The following is a 17,029-nucleotide window of genomic DNA, read 5'->3' on the forward strand; positions in this document are numbered from 1 at the left end:
TTGAAGCTGCGGGTGGTGTCGGATTACGGCCTGCGGCCTAATCCGACCTACGGTCGTGTGCGGCCGCGTCATCTGCCATTACCACCAGCGTCAACCGCTGCGCAGGTCGGATGAGCGCGCAGCGCGTAATCCGACAACATGGTTGACACCAGCAAATTACTTTGCGGTGAACAACACCGCAACCAGCGAGTCGGCCGTCGCCAGCAGCGCGGCAGGCGCATGGTAAATCCGCTCCATCACAACGATACCGCGCGTCAGCGTGGCGGCCAGGCGGGCGGCGTCGGCTGAAGGCAAGCGCAGGCGTGCGGTGGCATCGTCCATCGCCAGGCGTGCCAGCAGAATGTCTTCCAGTTCATCGAGCATGCTGCGCAAGGCAGCGCGTACCGGTTCGTCCATGGCGGTTTCATCGGTGGCGATTTTTGTCGTCAGGCAGCCACGTGTCGATGGTCCTGGCGACGCCACAGTCGGCGGCACGGCTTCCGTCATCGTCTTGATCGTGTATGCAAAAAAATCATGCAGGGCGACAGCAGGATCGCGGTTGGCCAACTGTGCGCGCGCGGCATCGAGGAAATTACGGCGATAGCGCTCGAACACGCGCAGGAATACGGCCTGCTTGTCGCCATAGGCGTGATAGAGCGAGCCGCGCAGTACGCCGGTCGCCTGCGCCAGATCCTGCATCGAAGTAGCGGCATAGCCGCGTTCCCAGAACACCGTGATCGCACGGTCCAGGGTCTCATCTTCATTGAATTGTTTTTTACCAGCCATGCGAGGAATTATCGACATTCTTGACACTGCTGTCAAGTTTGACTATGCTGTCAAACATGGCGCTGCTGATTTATCCGCTACCATCCGATGCAGGAGCGCACCGCATGTCACTGACCAAAGGAAGAAAATGAATACCGCAACGCTTTCCGCTGAAGAGAGCAACACCCGGGCCAGCATCCGCGCCATTGTTGCCGGCCTGTGCGCCAGCCTGGTCGGCATCGGCCTGGCCCGCTTTGCCTACACGCCATTGATACCGTCGTTGATCGGCGCGCACTGGTTTTCCGTCTCCGACGTGATCTACCTGGGCGCTGCCAACCTGATGGGCTATCTGGCTGGCGCCTTGCTGGGCCGGCCGCTGGCCAGGCGCATCAGCGCGCGCACCATCTTGCGCGGCATGATGCTGCTTGCGTCGCTGGCGTTTTTTGCGTGCGCCTTTCCGCTGTCGGTCAGCTGGTTTTTTGTCTGGCGTTTCCTGTCCGGCCTGGCTGGCGGCAGCATCATGGTGCTGGTGGCGTCGACTGTGCTGCCGCATGTGCCGCTGAATCGCCGCGGCCTGGCCGGCGGCGCAATTTTCCTCGGTGTCGGCCTGGGCGTGGCGGCGTCGGGTACGCTGGTGCCGCTGCTGATGCAGCTGGGCTTGCAAGCAACCTGGCTGGGGCTGGGCGTGCTGTCGCTTGCGCTGGCCTTGCTCAGCTGGAAATATTGGCCGGTCACACCGCCCACCGGGACGCCAGCCAGAACGGCAGGCACCACGCATCTGGCGCCGGACACGGCACTGGGCCTGAAAATCCTGTTCATGCAATATGCGCTGATGGCGGTGGCCCTGGTGCCGATGATGGTGTTCCTGGTCGATTATGTGGCGCGCGGCCTGGGCTGGGGCACGCATACGGCGGCCGTGTTCTGGATCATCTATGGCCTCGGTGCGATCGCCGGCCCAATGGTGTACGGTGCGCTGGCCGACCGCATCGGCCCGGCGTTGACCAGCCATCTGGCCCTGTGGCTGCAGGCCGCTGCCATGGGTGTGATGATTTTGTCGCAGCAGCATATCGTGCTGATGCTGGCGGTGTTTGTGGTGGGAACTTTTCCTCCGGGGATAGTGCCGATTACCCTGGGACGCCTGCACCAGATGCTGCACAACGATGCGGCGGCGCAAAATGCCGCGTGGAGCCGCGCGACGACCGTCTTCGCGCTGTTCCAGGCGCTGGCCGGCTATGGCTATTCCTGGCTGTTTGCCAGGAGCGGTGGCGACTATCATCTGCTGCTGCTGATCGGCGCAGGCGCATTGCTGCTGGCCCTGCTGGGAGACGGCGTCAAAAAGGTATTCGGTGGCAAAGCGGCGCCTGCTACACTTTGATCTTTATCGATTTGAAAGCTCGCCTTGTCCACCACATTGGAACAGTTGCGCGCCGGCCAGTTGGCTGGCGTGCAGCGTTTGAGCCTGTCCTGCGGCCTGACGGTCTTTCCGCCCGAGATCTACGATCTGGCCGATACGTTGGAAATCCTCGACTTGTCGGGCAATGCCCTGTCATCGTTGCCCGACGATCTGGCGCGCCTGCACAAGCTGCGCATCGTGTTTTGCTCCGATAACCTGTTCACCTCGTTGCCGGCGGTGCTCGGTTCCTGCCCGGAACTGAGCATGATCGGTTTCAAGGCCAACCGGATCCGCAGCGTGCCGGCGCAAGCCTTGCCGCCCAAACTGCGCTGGCTGACGCTGACCGATAACGCCATCGACGCGCTGCCGGAAGAATTCGGCAACTGCACGCAGCTGCAAAAGCTGATGTTGGCTGGCAATCGGCTCACGGCCTTGCCGGACTCGCTGGCCCGTTGCACAAATCTTGAACTGTTGCGCATTTCCGCCAACCGCCTGCCTGCGCTGCCAGCATGGCTGCAGGAATTGCCACGCCTGAGTTGGCTGGCCTGTGCTGGCAACCCTTTCAATGAATTGCGCGAAACGGCCGCGCTGGATATCGCCGGCATGGCGCATATCGACTGGGGCCGCCTGCAGATCGGGCGAAAGCTGGGCGAGGGCGCCTCTGGCGTCATTTCGCAAGCCGTGCTGGATGGGCAGCCGGTGGCGGTCAAGGTATTCAAGGGCGCGATGACCAGCGACGGCTTGCCGCGCAGCGAAATGGCCGCCTGCGTCAGCGCAGGTCCCCATCCCAGCATGATTCCCATCCTCGGCACTGTGAGCGCTCACCCGCAAGGATCGCCGGGGCTGGTGATGCCGCTGATCGATCCGGCCTTCGTCAACCTGGCTGGCCCGCCCAGCCTGGCGTCGTGTACGCGCGACGTGTATGGTGCCGAGAGTCGCTTTGAGGCGCGGCAATTGCTGGCGATCGCGCATGGCATCGCCTCGGCTGCGCGGCAGCTGCATGCGCACGGCATCGTGCATGGCGACCTGTACGCGCACAATATCCTGCACCGCCCGGACGGTGCCTGCCTGCTCGGTGACTTCGGCGCCGCGTCGCTGTTTGCTCCTGACACGGCCATCGCACCGGTATTGCAGGGCATCGAGGCGCGCGCATTCGGGCTGCTGCTGGAAGAGCTGCTGGAACACTGCGCCACGCCCTTGCCGGCAGTACAAGCGCTGCGTGACGCCTGTCTGGCGGCGCAGCCTTTGCAGCGGCCCCGTTTCGAGCAGATCGAACAAACCCTGTCGGCGTTGCTGCCGGCATAAAAAATGGCGCAGCCCTCGCAGGCTGCGCCACTATATTGAAGCCGAGCCTGGTCAGGCCAGGATTTCTTTTTCCGGCAAAGCGATCTGGTTGTCGACGCTGAACTGGTAGTCCTTGAAGACGTGCTCGGCCGACAGGATCTGGTATTGACCATTGTCGAGCTTGTGCGTGGTGTCTTTCAGGCGATACGTGTAATGGCCGCAGGTCCAGCAGTTGAAGTTGCGCATGTGGGTGCACAGGCAGGTTTTGTCCATTACGGACACGACTTTCAGTTCCGGATGGGCCGCCACTTCGCGGTTGTACGAATTGATGTAGGCGCAGTTGCCGGTGGCGTCGAGCAGATAACCGTACGATTCACAGCCCGGGCGGATGCCGGCGCCAATCGCTGGCGTGTTTTTCAGCATGCGCATCGGGTAGCCGGTCGGCGAGACGCCGTTGACGATGATGTCTTCTTCCGATGCCTTGTAGTATTCCTGCTTGACCTTGTCCGGCAGGCCGCACTCATGGGTGACGGTAAAGCGCGTGGCCACCTGTACGCCGGCCGCGCCCGCTTCCAGGAACGACACGGCATCGCTGCCGGTGAAGATGCCGCCGGCGGCGATCAGTGGAATGTCGAGCTGTTCCGCTTTCAGGTAGGCCAGCAGTTCGGCCGTAATCGTGTGCAGGTCGTAATTGGCCCAGTCCATGCCGAAGCCGAGGTGGCCGCCGGCCAGCGGGCCTTCGACGATGACGAAGTCGGGCAGGCGGTTCAGCTTGGCGTTCTTGCGCAGGAAAATCTGCAGCGCGCGCACGGACGAGACAATGATGCCCAGCTTGGCATCGCGGAAGCGCGGATGGTCGGCCATCAGCGCAAACGAGCCGAAGTGCAGGCCGGCCGACAGGGTGATGCCGTCGATGCCGGCGTCCAGCGCCGCATTCAGGCGCACGCGCAGGGTTTCGCGCGGACCGTTCATGGTCAGCTTTTCCATGCAGTTGACGAAAATCAGGCCATCGCCTTTTTTCGCTTCCATGGTGGCGCCGATGTGGCGGCGCTGTGCATCAGCCAGGCGGCCCAGGTCGAACTGCACCACCGCCTTGTCGCTGTTGTTGATGTTGAATTTGTACAGTTTCGTCTTGTCCTTGACGAAAGTGGTGTCGAAACGGCGATCCGACACGTCTTCCACCATGGCATCGGAGATATGGCCGATACCGCCCAGCCGGGCTGCTTCGAGCGCCAGCTCCGACGTGGAAATATCCACGCCCATTCCGCCGATCATGATGGGCACATACTCTTTTTTGCCAAATCGCAGGCGGAAATCATCAACACGTTTCATTGCTATCCTTAGACTACCGTCGTTATTACTGTGCGCAAGCCCAATTTTACCGCAAGCGGGCAAGGGTCTTGGTGCGCCACCCCACTGTTACCAGACCAGGATCAGTCGCGGAAATTGTTAAATTCCAGCGGCATGTCCGGCACATCCTTGCGCAACATGGCCATCGCGGCCTGCAGGTCGTCGCGCTTGGCGCCGGTGACGCGCACGGCCTCGCCCTGGATGCTCGCTTGTACTTTCATCTTGCTGTCCTTGATGACGCGCACGATTTTCTTGGCGTCATCCGTTTCGATGCCGTTCTTGATCTTGATGATCTGCTTGACCTTGTCGCCGCCGATCTTCTTGATGTCGCCTTCGTCGAGGAAGCGCACATCGACCTTGCGTTTGGTCAGCTTGTTGGTCAGCACGTCACGTACCTGGCTGAGCTGGAAATCGGAATCCGCAAATGCGGTCAGTTCGTTTTCCTTGTGTTCGACGCGCGCGTCGCTGCCCTTGAAGTCGAAACGCGTCGAAATTTCCTTGTTGGCCTGTTCGACGGCGTTTTTCACTTCGATCATATCGGCTTCGGAGACTACATCAAATGACGGCATGGTCAATTCCTTTCGTGTTGGAGCGAATGCGCGCCTGGCGCGCCGGACGCACACACTTTTGTAAAGTGGCGCAGCCCTGTTAAAGATGCGACATTTTAACGGACAACGGCCGACCTGCCCTTGTCTTGCGCTGGTTTTTTGTCGCTTTCACTCTATAATCGAGCAAAATAAACGGTATCCCATGTCTCCAGAGCTCATCATCGAACCCAACTTCCCGCTGCAAAGCCTCAATACCTTTGGCATCACGGCCAGTGCGGCCGCCTATGTCCGCATCACCTCTACTGCCCAACTGCAGGCCGCGCTGCAGCAGCCATTGCTGGCCGGCATGCCGCGCCTGGTGCTGGGCGGCGGCAGCAATATCGTGCTGACCGGCGATTATGCCGGCGCCGTGCTGCACATGGCCACGCGCGGCATGCGCCTGGCGCAGGCGTCGTTCGACACCATCCTGGTGACGGCCGCGGCCGGCGAAAACTGGCATGCGTTCGTGCAGTGGACCCTGGCGCAGGGCGTGGGCGGGCTGGAGAATCTGTCGCTGATCCCCGGCACGGTGGGCGCGGCGCCTATCCAGAATATCGGTGCCTATGGCGTGGAAATCAAGGACGTTCTGCACAGCGTCAGCGTGATGCATGCCGGCAGCGGCATCGTGTTCGACATGGACCGCGAGGCTTGCCGCTTCGGCTACCGCGACAGCATCTTCAAGCAGGCCGACGGCGCGGAACTGATCGTGCTGGAAGTAACCTTTGCCTTGCCGGCGCAGTGGCAGCCGAACCTGCGCTATGCGGAACTGGCGCAGGCGGTGGCCGAACAACAATTGACGAGCCCAACTGCACAGCAGGTGGCCGATACGGTGATCGCGATACGCCGGCGCAAGCTGCCGGATCCGGCCGTGATCGGCAATGCCGGCAGTTTCTTCAAGAATCCCGTGGTGTCGGGCAAGCAGTGCGCGGCGTTATTGGAACGCTTTCCCGCGCTGGTGCACCATGCACAGGCGGACGGCACCGAAAAGCTGGCGGCAGGCTGGCTGATCGATCAGTGTGGCTGGAAGGGAAAAAACCTGGGGCCTGCGGGGGTGTATGCCAAGCAGGCGCTGGTTCTGGTCAATAATGGCGGCGCTCGTGGCGCGGACATTACCGGGTTGGCCGAGGCGATCCAGAAGGATGTGCAGGCGAAATTTGGGGTAGCGCTGTCGCCGGAGCCGGTGTTCGTCTGATTAACCGAAGTGGCAGACGTAGTCTACTGTTTCCACTGTTTCAATATCAAAATGGCTGTTGCCGGCGATGCTGAATTGCTGGCCCGCGCCATAGCTGGTCCATTCGGTGGCGTCGGCCAGGCGCACCTTGCACAGGCCGCTGACGATTTCCATGATTTCCGGTGCGCCCGTATTGAAACGCAGTGAAGAAGCGAAAATCACGCCCACGCTTTTTTTCGTGCCATCAGGGAAGATGACATTGTGTGAAATGCACTTGCCATCAAAATAGATGTTCGATTTCTTGACGACGCTGACATTGTCCAGTTGTGTGCTGTTGCTCATGCTCATTGCTTGTCTTTCTGGTGGTTGAAAATCAGTTGTCGTCGGCCTTCAGCACCTTGTTGCGTCCGCTGCGCTTGACGGTATACAGGGCCTGGTCGGCACGGTTGATCAGTTGCTCCACGGTCGACTGTGGCGACGGCACTACAGTGGCCACGCCGATCGATGCGGTGACGATGCCCTGCGCGCCGCCGGGATGCTCCATCTGCAGGCTTTCCAGGTGGCGCCGGCACGCTTCGGCGATCAGCATGGCGCCGGCGCTGTCGGTCTCGGGCAGGATCAGCGCGAACTCCTCGCCGCCATAGCGGGCGGCCAGGTCGGCCGGGCGCTTCAGGTGTTCGGTCAGCACGGCCGCCACTTTCTTCAGGCACAGGTCGCCGGCCAGGTGGCCAAAATGGTCATTGTAGGATTTGAACAGGTCGATGTCGCAGAACAGCAGGCTCAGTGGCTCCTTGTCACGCTGGCCCCGCTGCCATTCGGCCATCATGGTTTCGTCGAAGCGGCGGCGGTTGGCAATGCCCGTCAGGCCGTCGAGCGCGGCCAGCTTCTGCAGTTCGATATTGGCTTCGGCCAGGTTTTTCTGGCTTTCGCGCAAAAAGCGGAACGCCTGGTCGCGCTGCAGGCGGCTGATATGGGCGCTCGAGTGGTAGCGTATGCGCGCCAGCAATTCCAGCCGGTCCGGCAGCTTGACCACATAGTCGTTGGCGCCCACGGCAAAGCTGTAGGCCTTCAGTTTCGGATCGTCGCGCGCCGACAGCACAATCACCGGCACATGCGCCAGCGCCTCCTGTTCCCGGTACTGCTTGATCAGCGCAAAGCCGTCGGTGCCGGGCAGCACCAGGTCCTGCAGGATGACGGTGGGCTGCATGCGCTGCGCCGTTTCCAGCGCCAGGTTGGCGTCGGTCACGTAATGGAACTCGATATCCTGCTGGTCGCTCATCATGCGCCGGATCGCTTCCGCGATGATCAACTGGTCATCCACCAGCAGGACGCTGACCTTGAATTCGGTCAGGGCAGTTTCAGGAGGGGAGAAGCGGGTAGCAAAATCGGGCATTGCGGTCTTTTCAGAGGTTGGGGGAGGGTTCCCACCCATTGTTGAGTTTTGCACCAATGCGGTTGCGCAAGCTGGCACCTATCTTGTCGAGCGGCAGGATCTGCTGCGCTGCATCGAGTTCGGCCGCCGCACGCGGCATGCCGTAGACGGCGCTGCTGGCCTGGTCTTGCGCGATGGTCGTCTTGCCGGCACGGCGCATCGCCAGCAAACCATCGCCGCCATCGCGGCCCATGCCGGTCAGCAAAATGCCGACCGCATCGCCACGCCAGTGCTGCGCCACGCAATGAAAAAACACATCGACCGAAGGCCGGTAGACATAGTCGCGCGGAGCTGCATCGTAACGCAAACGATAATTTTGATCCAGCAGCAGGTGATCATTTGTCTTCGCAATCTGCACACTGCCGGCCACCAGTTCGTCGCCTTCGCCGATCACGCGCACCGGCATGGCCAGCTGGTCGTCCAGCCATTTGGCGAAATGCGAGGCAAACGTCTCGTCGATATGCTGCACCACCACGATGGCGCAGCCCGGCGGCGGCGTCCATCCCGACAGCACCTTGGCCACCGCCGACGGCCCGCCGGTCGAGGCGCCGATCGCCACCAGCGTCTGCACCTGGCCCTCGCTGCGTTCGCCGCCATTGGCCACGCGCGGCGGCGCAGCTTCGGTACTGTGGCGTATCAGCTTGCCGATGGTCTTGATCTTGGCCAGCAGTTCGCTGTCGCCGCCAGCCTGCCCTTGCAGCACCGGCGTGGCGGTCACGTCGAGCGCGCCGGCGCCCAGCGCCCTGAACACCTGGTTGACATTGTCCTGCGGCCGCCCCGTCACCACCAGGATCGCGCACGGGCTTTGCTCCATGATCTGGCGCGTCGCTTCCACGCCATCCATTTCGGGCATGTTCAGGTCCATCAGGATCAGGTCGGGGCGCTGGTCCAGGCACATGCGCACCGCTTCCAGTCCCGTGCGGGCGATCCACAGCACCTGGTGCTCCTGCGTGCTGGCGACCACGCGCCGCAGCGCCTCGGCCGCCATCGCCACATCGTTGACAATGGCTATCTTCATTCACGCGTCCTCATAAGCGCGCATCTCCTATCAGGTCGGCCACCGCGTCGAGCAACGTCTCGTCGTGGAAGCTGCCCTTGGTCAGATAATAATCGGCGCCAGCGGACAGGCCGCGCGCGCGGTCCTCCGGGCGGTCCTTGTACGACACGATCATCACCGGCAGCTTGTGCAGGTGCAGATCCTTCTTGATCAATGACACCAGTTCAATGCCGTCCATGCGCGGCATGTCGACGTCGGTGATCACCAGGTCGTATTCGCCGCTGCGCACCACGTTCCAGCCGTCGATGCCGTCGATCGCCACGTCCACTTCGAAGCCGCGCCCCAGCAGCAGCTTGCGCTCCATTTCGCGCACCGTCAGCGAGTCGTCCACCACCAGGATGCGTTTGGCCTTGCGCTGCTGCGCGTGCGGACCCTGCGCCAGCTGGTGCAGGCCGCCTTCGTGCAGCAGCTTGTCGATCGATAGCAGCAGATCGGGCACGTCGAGGATCAGCACCGGCTCGCCGTCGTCGAGCAGGGCGGCGGCGGAGATGTCGCGCATCTTGCCGAAGATCGGATCGATCGCCTGCACCGCCAGGCTCTGCTCGCCGCGGATCGCGCCCACCACCAGCGCATAGCTTTGCTTGCCGCGCCCGATCACCACCACCGGCAGGTCGTCGCCGCTGGTGTCGGCTTCGCCCAGTTCCAGCACCTGCGCCGCCGACACGAGACCCAGGTGCTCGCCCTTGAGTTCGAAAAACTGCTTGTTTTCCAGCGTGTGGATGGCCGCCTGCGGCACGCGCACCACGCTTTCCACCTTGACGATGGGGATGGCGTACGCTTCGCCCTGGATCTCGATCACCAGCGCGCGCACGATCGACTGCGTCAGCGGCAGCGTGATCAGCGCGCGAAAGCCGCGTCCTGTTTCCGATTCGAGGCGCACGGTGCCGTTCTGCTGGCGGATGGTTTCATGCACGATGTCGAGACCCACGCCGCGCCCGGACAGTTCATTCGCCTTTTCCTTCAGGCTGAAGGCGGGCAGGAACAAAAATTCCAGCAGCTCGCCGGTCGACAGCGCCGCCGCCATGGCCGCACTGGCCATCTTGCGGGTGATGACCGACTGGCGGATTTTTTCCAGGTCGACGCCGCGCCCGTCGTCGCTGATCTCGATGCTCAGCATGCCGGCGCGGTGGCGCGCCTCCATGCGGATGGTGCCCAGCGCCGGCTTGCCCGCATCGATCCGTTCGTACGGCCCTTCCATGCCATGGTCGATCGCGTTCCTGAGCATGTGATTGAGCGGGCTTTCGATCTTGGCCAGGATATCGCGGTCGACCAGCGTGTCCTCCCCCTCGATTTCCAGCTGCACCTCCTTGCCCAGGCTGCGCGCCAGGTCGCGCACCATGCGCGGAAACGCGTGGATGCCGTCGCGGAAAGGGCGCATGCGCAGCGCCAGCACTTCGTCGACCATGCCCTGCGAGACGGCCAGCAAACGCCGCTCGTAGTTTTCAATGTCGGCGATATGCTCGAGCACGAACTGCTTGAGCGGCTGCGTCTTTTGCAGCGCCAGCAGGGATTTTTCCATCAGGCCCGCGTCGCCAGAGCGGCCGATCGCCTCGTGCAACTGCTCGATGGCGGAAAACAGGCTGCTCTGGTTGCGCTTGAAGCGCTGCAGCGCGCCGACAAACGGATGCATCTGGTGCGCATTGATGCGCGATTCGCTGGCCAGCGACAGCAGCCGGTCGAAGTTTTGCGCCACCGCCTTGGCAGGCGCGGCGCCGCTGCGGGCGGCGGCGGCCGGTGCTTCCTGCAGCGGCGCCGGATCGTCCGCCATGCCGGCGTTGGCCAGGTCGGCCAGCTCATTGGCCAATTCACCCGCCAGCGCGGCCTGGATATCGGCCGGCAGCAGCGAGGCGCTGCCGCCCGCCTGTGCAGGCGCCAGCGACGAGGATGAAGGCAGCGGCGGCAGGGCCGGCAGCTCGGGCAGCTCGGCGATGCCGGCAATCGCTTTCAGGGTCTGGTCGATCTGCGCGGCGTTGGTCGCCAGCCAGGCTTCGGCGCCGGCGTCGTCCAGGCGCGACAGCTGCACGATCAGGTCCACCCCCGACAGCAGCACGTCGACCCGTTCCGGCGTCAGTTTCAGGCGGCCATGCTGGGCCGCGACAAAGGCGTCTTCCATGCCGTGCGCCAGCTGCACCACCACCTGCAGGCCGACGATGGCGGCCGCGCCCTTGATCGAGTGGGCCGCGCGCATCATCGGTTCCACGGCGGCGGCGTCGCCGGCGTGGCGTTCCATGGTCAGCAGGCCATCGGTGAGGATCTGGGTCTGGCTGTCCGCTTCCATGCGGAACAGGTCGAGCATGGAAAAGCCGCTCAGGTCGCCGTATTGATCCTGGCTCATCGTAACAGTCTCGCAAGTTGAAAGCCGATCAGTGCCGTGTCCAGGCAGCCGATGCGCATGTCGCCTTCGGTGATCACGCCCGACAGATAGCGCGACAGGCCCTTGTTGAGGGTGGCGGCCGGCGTCTGCAGCGCGTTCGACGCATGGCGCACGATGCCGTGCAGATCGGCCACCGGCAGGGCAAACGACTGCTCTTCCCAGCGCATCAGCAGCAGGCGCGCAAACGTGTGGCGGCCCTTGGCGGGCGGCGCGCCCTGTTCGTCGATGCCCAGCAGGCTGGCCAGCGACATGCATGGATACAGTTTGCCGCCGATATTGACGATACCGAGCAGGCCGCGTCCGCTGCGGTGCGGCAGCACATGGGCCTTGGCTTGCGGCGCGACCGAGTCGAACACCTGCGTGGGCAATGCCAGCCATTCGCGGCCGATGCGAAACACCAGCACCGAGCTGTCCTTCGCCTCGCCATCGGCCTGTACGGTGCGGAAATGGCTGGCCCACTCGCGGCGGTAGCCGTCATCGACCGGCCGCTCCAGATTGCGCTGGGCCGCGTCCGCATACACGTCGCAATTGCGGCAGTGGACATTGGCCGGCAGCCTGTCGCAGCTTTGGTCGCCGACCACGCCGATATGGTTCCAGCAGTCGCTGATGGCGGCTTGCAGTGCGCTCACGGGAGGACTGGTCATGGTGTATTCCGCATGTTATTGGCCTGTGGCCTGGCGGCGCTGGTAGATGCGCGCGGCGCGCGCTTTCAGCGTGGTGGCCGCCGTGTGGTTGCCATTGCGCTCGGCCAGCAGCGCCAGGTGGCACAGCGCCTCATAGTGGTCGGGCTGCAGGTAGATGCAGCGGCGCCAGTAGTCGTCGGCCAGGTCCATCTTGCCGGCCAGTTCATTGATCAGGCCCAGCAGATAATACGCTTCGGCCGCCTCGGGCGCGCGCGCCAGGTGGGCGTGGCATTGTTCGCCCGCTTCGCGCAGCATGCCGCGGTCGGCCAGCAGGCGCGCTTCGGCCAGCAGATCCACCGCTGCCGTTGCCGCAGGGACGGACACCGGACGCGTGCGCGCCGGCGCAGCCGGCGTGGCGCGTACCGGTGCCAGTGCCGGTGCCGGCGTGGGCGATGGCGGCACGCTGCGCAGGGCAGGCTTTTTCAGCGGCGCCACCGGCGCTGGCGCTGGCGCAGGAACTGGCGGCTTGCCATCATCTTTTTTCAGCGCAAACGCCTGGCGGTGCTGCAGCGGCGCAAAGCCATGCTGGCAGAACGACGGCACTTCGGCGTAACCGGCCAGCAGCATGCCGTCATCGGCCAGCAGCGCCGACAAGGTGTCGATGGCGGCGCGCGTGGTGGGCTTGTCGAAATAGATCAGCAGGTTGCGGCAGAAGATCACGTCGTACTGCTTGCCCATCGCCCTGGTGTCGAACTGCAGCAGGTTGCCCTGCCTGAAACTGACCTGTGCGCGCAGTGCCTCGTCGATGCGGTAGGCGTCGTCGGCCACGTGCGTGAAATAGCGCTCGCGAAACGCCACGTCCTGCGCGCGAAACGCGTTGCGGCCATACACGCCCGCCTGCGCCCGTTCGATGCAGGCCGGGCTCAGGTCGTATGCGTCGATGCTGAACGCCTGCTTCGGTACATTGGCGTCGCGCAGCGCCATCGCCATCGAATACGGTTCTTCGCCGCCGGCGCACGGGATCGAGGCGATGCGCGTGGTCCGGCCGCGCGACCAGCGCTCCTTTACCAGCTCGACGGTGGCGTAGAACGCCTGCGGGTCGCGGAACAGCCACGATTCGGGCACCACCACCAGTTCCACCAGCTGCGTCATTTCATCGGGCGTGATGGTGTCCAGGTAGGCCTCGCTATCGGTCTGTCCGGTGCGTTCCATGCGCTGGCGCACGGCGCGCTCGGCCACCGACTTCGATACCGTCAGGCCGGTGGCGCGGCGCAGCAGGGTTTGCACCCTCATGGCGCGCTCCCGTGCGGGAACAGCAGCGCGCGCACCTCGGGCGACAGCAGCTGTTCGAGCTCGATCAGCTGCAGCATGCCGTCCGTGTCGCTGGCCACCTGGCCCAGGAAGGGCGCGGTCGCCACGCCGGACTCGCCCAGCCGGCCAGTGTCGATCTCGGCAATGCCGCGCACGCGCGAAGCCATCAGGCCCAGCACGTGGCTGCCGCCATCGGGCGCGTGGTAGTCGACCACCACGATGCGCGTGTCGACCTGCAAGGCGGCCGGCGCCAGGCCGGCCAGGCGCGACAGGTCGATCACGGGCACGGACGTGCCATGCAGGTCCATCAGTCCGGCCACGGAATCGGGCACCAGCGGCAGGTGCTTGAGTTCCAGCAGCGGCAGCACGCGCACGATGGCCGCCAGCCGCAGGCCGTAGCGGTCATGTCCGATGTGAAACACCAGCACTTTCATGGCTTACACGGCGACGGCGAAGTTCGACACGCTCGACTGCAGGTCGCCGGCCGCATACTGCAGCTGGTGCACCGCTTCGCTGGTCGCTTTCAGCGACTCCACCGTCTGCTGGGTAGCGTCGTTGAGCTGCATCATGGTGTCGGAAATCTGCGAAGCGCCGATCGCCTGCGACTGCATGCCCTGCAGCACGGCGTCGAACTGCGGCGCCAGCTTCTGCACCTGGTCCATCACGCCCGACAGCTGGTCGGTCACTTGCCGCACTTCGCCCACGCTGCGGCGGATCTCTTCCGAGAACTTGTCCATGCCCATCACGCTGGCCGAGACGGCCGACTGCATTTCCTTGAGCATCTGCTCGATATCCCAGGTCGACACCGAGGTCTGGTCGGCCAGGCGGCGGATCTCGGTGGCGACCACCGAGAAGCCGCGGCCCGCTTCGCCCGCTTTTTCGGCTTCGATGGCGGCGTTCAGCGACAAAATATTGGTCTGGTCGGCCACTTTGGTAATGGTGATCAGCACGCTGTTGATATTGCTGGCTTTTTCGGACAGCGCGGCCAGCTTGGCGTTGATCGAATCGGTGGCCGAGACCATGTGCTGCATGGTCGAGTCCATGCGTTTGAGGTTGTTCTGCGCTTCGGCGGTGGCGTTGGTCGTGTAGTCGGCCACGGCGGTGGCGTCTTCCATGGTTTTCAACAGCTGGCTGGTATTGGCCGAGATTTCCTTGGTGGTGCTGAGGATCTCGACGCTGGTCTGTGCCTGCTCGATGCCGGTCGCTTCCTGCTGGCGCGCCGAGGCGGCGATTTCGGTGGCCGAAGTGGTCACCTGGATGCCGGCCTTCTGCACATTGTTGAGCAGGCTGCGCAGGTTTTCGAACATCTTCGCCAGGCCGTTGCCGAGCTGGCCGATGGCGTCGCTGCCGGTGATCGTCACCTTGCCGGTCAGGTCGCCCGAGGCCGCTTTCGACACCACTTCGAGCAGGGAGTCGACCTTGGCGCGCAGGGTATTGGTGGCGGCCAGTTCGTTGGCCTGGTTGTCCTGGATGGTTTGCGCCATGCGGTTGAATTCTTCCGTGACCTGGCCCAGCTCGTCGCCGGACAGGATGGCGGCGCGCGCGCCCTGTTCGCCGCCGGCGATGCGCCCGACCGCATCCGTCAGGCTGTTCAGCGGTCCCAGGATGGAGCGGCCCAGCAGGTAGGCGATGCCCAGCGCCAGCACCACGCACAGCAGGCCGCCCAGCGCCAGCGTCAGCATCATGGTTTCCTGCAGTTGCGCGGAAGTGGCGGTGCGTTCGGCCAGCAGGCGCGATTCTTCGGCGGCCGCTTCGTCGAGCAGGCGGTTGGCCTGCACCACGGCCGGATAGCCGCTGGCCACCATATTGCGCGCCACGGTTTCGGTGGCGCCTGGCGTATTGCCCAGCGCGCGGCGTTTTTCGATCTGCGGATTGATCCAGTCCTTGACCCAGCTGGTGGTCAGCTGGTCGATCTTGCGGAAGCGCTCGGCCTGCGGCTTGTTGTCGACCGTCATGGCCAGCGCTTTTTGCGTATGCTGGGTCAGCACGGCCATCTCGTCGGTTTCCGGATTGAGCGAGGCTTCGTTGCCGGTCAGGATATAGCCGCGCGCCTCGACCTGGATCTGCAGGATGGAATTATGGATCTTGCTGATTTCGCTCAGCACCTCCATCGTGTGGCGGTCCCACTTGTTCGCTTCGGACAGGCGCGCAAAGCTGTTGTAGGCCACGCCCAGCAGGATCAGGATAATCGCCACGATGGAGCCGAAGCCCAAGTACAGTTTATTCTTGATGCTCAGGTCTTTGAACATGGGGGCTCCGGATCGTAAGGGTTCAGCACTTCATTGCATTCCAGCATTTTGCCATGCGGGCGCGCACAATGGGGTGGAATGGCACGTGAAGCAGCGCGCAACTGTGCAGGAATTGATTTTCTGCCATGTTCAGGACACAAAAAAACCGCCCGGAGGCGGCTTTTGGCAAGCACAGCGGGTCGATTACTTCTGGCCGCGTTTTTCGCGCGCGATGGCGGCGATGCGCATGCGCAGTGCGTTCAGCTTGATGAAGCCGCCGGCGTCGGCCTGGTTGTAGGCGCCGCCGTCTTCGTCGAAAGTGGCGATGTTCATGTCGAACAGCGAATCGGTTTTCGAATCGCGCGACACGACGATCACATTGCCCTTGTACAGCTTGATGCGTACCCAGCCGTTGACGGTCTGCTGCGTGTGGTCGATCAGGGTCTGCAGCGCGACGCGCTCCGGCGCCCACCAGTAGCCGTTGTAGATCATCGACGCGTAGCGCGGCATCAGGTCGTCTTTCAGGTGGGCCACTTCGCGATCCAGCGTGATCGATTCGATGGCGCGGTGGGCTTTGAGCATGATGGTGCCGCCCGGGGTTTCATAGCAGCCGCGCGACTTCATGCCGACGTAGCGGTTTTCCACCAGGTCCAGGCGTCCCACGCCATGCTTGCCGCCAACGCGGTTCAGTTCTGCCAGCACCGTGGCCGGCGACATGCGCACGCCATTGATGGCGACGATATCGCCCTGTTCGTATTCGATGTCCAGGTATTCCGCTTCGTCCGGTGCGTTTTCCGGGCTGACGGTCCAGCGCCACATGGTTTCTTCGGCTTCGGCACTCGGGTTTTCCAGGTGGCGGCCTTCAAAGCTGATGTGCAGCAGGTTGGCGTCCATCGAGTACGGCGCACCGCCGTTCTTGTGCTTCATGTCGATCTCGATGCCGGCGTCTTCCGCGTACTTCAGCAGTTTTTCGCGCGACAGCAGGTCCCATTCGCGCCATGGGGCGATGATCTTCACGCCCGGTTTCAGCGCGTAGGCACCCAGTTCGAAACGCACCTGGTCGTTGCCCTTGCCGGTCGCACCGTGCGAGATGGCGTCGGCGCCGGTGGCGTTGGCGATTTCGATCAGGCGCTTGGCGATCAATGGACGGGCGATCGAGGTGCCCAGCAGGTATTCGCCTTCATACACGGTGTTGGCGCGGAACATCGGGAAGACGAAATCGCGCACGAATTCTTCGCGCACGTCTTCGATATGGATGTTTTCCGGTTTGATGCCGAACTTGATCGCCTTGGCGCGGGCCGGTTCCAGCTCTTCGCCCTGGCCCAGGTCGGCCGTGAAGGTGACGATCTCGCACTGATAGTTATCTTGCAGCCATTTCAGGATGACGGAGGTGTCCAGTCCGCCCGAATAGGCCAGGACTACTTTTTTGATGTCGCTCATATTGCTTCCAGTTGTCGTTGTCGATGTATGTAGTG

At 63.3% G+C, this 17,029-nt stretch carries 15 protein-coding genes; 3 read left to right on the plus strand and 12 right to left on the minus strand.

Features of this window, described 5'->3' with window-relative positions:
- Positions 1–156 precede the first annotated feature (156 nt).
- Positions 157–783, minus strand: a complete 627-nt coding sequence (locus tag RTQ46_RS20065) for a helix-turn-helix domain-containing protein (protein ID WP_312439353.1) — start codon at positions 781–783, stop codon at positions 157–159.
- A gap of 109 nt (positions 784–892) precedes the next feature.
- Between RTQ46_RS20065 and RTQ46_RS20070 the strand changes: the two genes are divergently transcribed.
- Both RTQ46_RS20070 and RTQ46_RS20075 read left to right on the plus strand, forming a co-directional pair.
- The gene (locus RTQ46_RS20070; RefSeq protein ID WP_312439354.1) at positions 893–2,119 is read left to right on the plus strand and encodes a YbfB/YjiJ family MFS transporter; all 1,227 of its coding nucleotides are present in this window, start codon (positions 893–895) and stop codon (positions 2,117–2,119) included.
- Positions 2,120–2,143: 24 nt separating this feature from the next.
- Positions 2,144–3,442 carry a leucine-rich repeat-containing protein kinase family protein gene (locus RTQ46_RS20075; RefSeq protein ID WP_312439355.1) on the plus strand — a complete coding sequence of 433 codons (1,299 nt, stop codon included), beginning with the start codon at positions 2,144–2,146 and terminating at the stop codon, positions 3,440–3,442.
- Positions 3,443–3,493: 51 nt separating this feature from the next.
- Here RTQ46_RS20075 and RTQ46_RS20080 read toward each other — a convergent pair whose 3' ends face one another.
- Both RTQ46_RS20080 and RTQ46_RS20085 read right to left on the minus strand, forming a co-directional pair.
- A complete protein-coding gene (locus RTQ46_RS20080; RefSeq protein WP_312439356.1) occupies positions 3,494–4,753 on the minus strand; it encodes a nitronate monooxygenase in 1,260 nt (419 codons plus the stop codon).
- A gap of 101 nt (positions 4,754–4,854) precedes the next feature.
- On the minus strand, positions 4,855–5,340 hold the full coding sequence (locus RTQ46_RS20085) for a YajQ family cyclic di-GMP-binding protein (RefSeq protein WP_065306321.1): 486 nt from the start codon (positions 5,338–5,340) through the stop codon (positions 4,855–4,857).
- A 181-nt stretch (positions 5,341–5,521) separates the two neighbouring features.
- On the opposite strand from RTQ46_RS20085, the gene murB reads away from it, so the two are divergent.
- On the plus strand, positions 5,522–6,550 hold the full coding sequence (murB, locus tag RTQ46_RS20090; RefSeq protein WP_312439357.1) for a UDP-N-acetylmuramate dehydrogenase: 1,029 nt from the start codon (positions 5,522–5,524) through the stop codon (positions 6,548–6,550).
- Here murB and RTQ46_RS20095 read toward each other — a convergent pair whose 3' ends face one another.
- The 9 genes from RTQ46_RS20095 to RTQ46_RS20135 all read right to left on the minus strand — a co-directional run bounded on the left by RTQ46_RS20095 (position 6,551) and on the right by RTQ46_RS20135 (position 16,994).
- The gene (locus RTQ46_RS20095; RefSeq protein ID WP_312439358.1) at positions 6,551–6,871 is read right to left on the minus strand and encodes a pyrimidine/purine nucleoside phosphorylase; all 321 of its coding nucleotides are present in this window, start codon (positions 6,869–6,871) and stop codon (positions 6,551–6,553) included.
- Between the two features lie 31 nt (positions 6,872–6,902).
- Positions 6,903–7,922: a diguanylate cyclase gene (locus RTQ46_RS20100; RefSeq protein ID WP_312439359.1), complete on the minus strand. Its 1,020-nt coding sequence runs from the start codon at positions 7,920–7,922 to the stop codon at positions 6,903–6,905.
- 10 nt (positions 7,923–7,932) lie between these two features.
- Entirely contained in the window at positions 7,933–8,979 is a 1,047-nt protein-coding gene (cheB, locus tag RTQ46_RS20105) for a chemotaxis-specific protein-glutamate methyltransferase CheB (RefSeq protein WP_312439360.1), read from the minus strand.
- 10 nt (positions 8,980–8,989) lie between these two features.
- Complete coding sequence (locus RTQ46_RS20110) at positions 8,990–11,353, minus strand: hybrid sensor histidine kinase/response regulator (protein ID WP_312439361.1); 2,364 nt, start codon at positions 11,351–11,353, stop codon at positions 8,990–8,992.
- Complete coding sequence (locus RTQ46_RS20115) at positions 11,350–12,036, minus strand: chemotaxis protein CheW (RefSeq protein ID WP_312439362.1); 687 nt, start codon at positions 12,034–12,036, stop codon at positions 11,350–11,352. Before RTQ46_RS20115 ends, RTQ46_RS20110 begins: the two co-directional genes overlap by 4 nt.
- 15 nt (positions 12,037–12,051) lie before the next feature.
- The gene (locus RTQ46_RS20120) at positions 12,052–13,308 is read right to left on the minus strand and encodes a CheR family methyltransferase (RefSeq protein WP_312439363.1); all 1,257 of its coding nucleotides are present in this window, start codon (positions 13,306–13,308) and stop codon (positions 12,052–12,054) included.
- The gene (locus RTQ46_RS20125; RefSeq protein ID WP_312439364.1) at positions 13,305–13,748 is read right to left on the minus strand and encodes a chemotaxis protein CheW; all 444 of its coding nucleotides are present in this window, start codon (positions 13,746–13,748) and stop codon (positions 13,305–13,307) included. Before RTQ46_RS20125 ends, RTQ46_RS20120 begins: the two co-directional genes overlap by 4 nt.
- A 15-nt stretch (positions 13,749–13,763) precedes the next feature.
- Entirely contained in the window at positions 13,764–15,575 is a 1,812-nt protein-coding gene (locus RTQ46_RS20130; RefSeq protein WP_312439365.1) for a methyl-accepting chemotaxis protein, read from the minus strand.
- 183 nt (positions 15,576–15,758) lie between these two features.
- A complete protein-coding gene (locus RTQ46_RS20135) occupies positions 15,759–16,994 on the minus strand; it encodes an argininosuccinate synthase (RefSeq protein WP_312439366.1) in 1,236 nt (411 codons plus the stop codon).
- Positions 16,995–17,029: the final 35 nt, after the last annotated feature.

The sequence above is a fragment of the Janthinobacterium sp. genome, assembly GCF_031995485.1.
Lineage (GTDB): Bacteria > Pseudomonadota > Gammaproteobacteria > Burkholderiales > Burkholderiaceae_D > Janthinobacterium.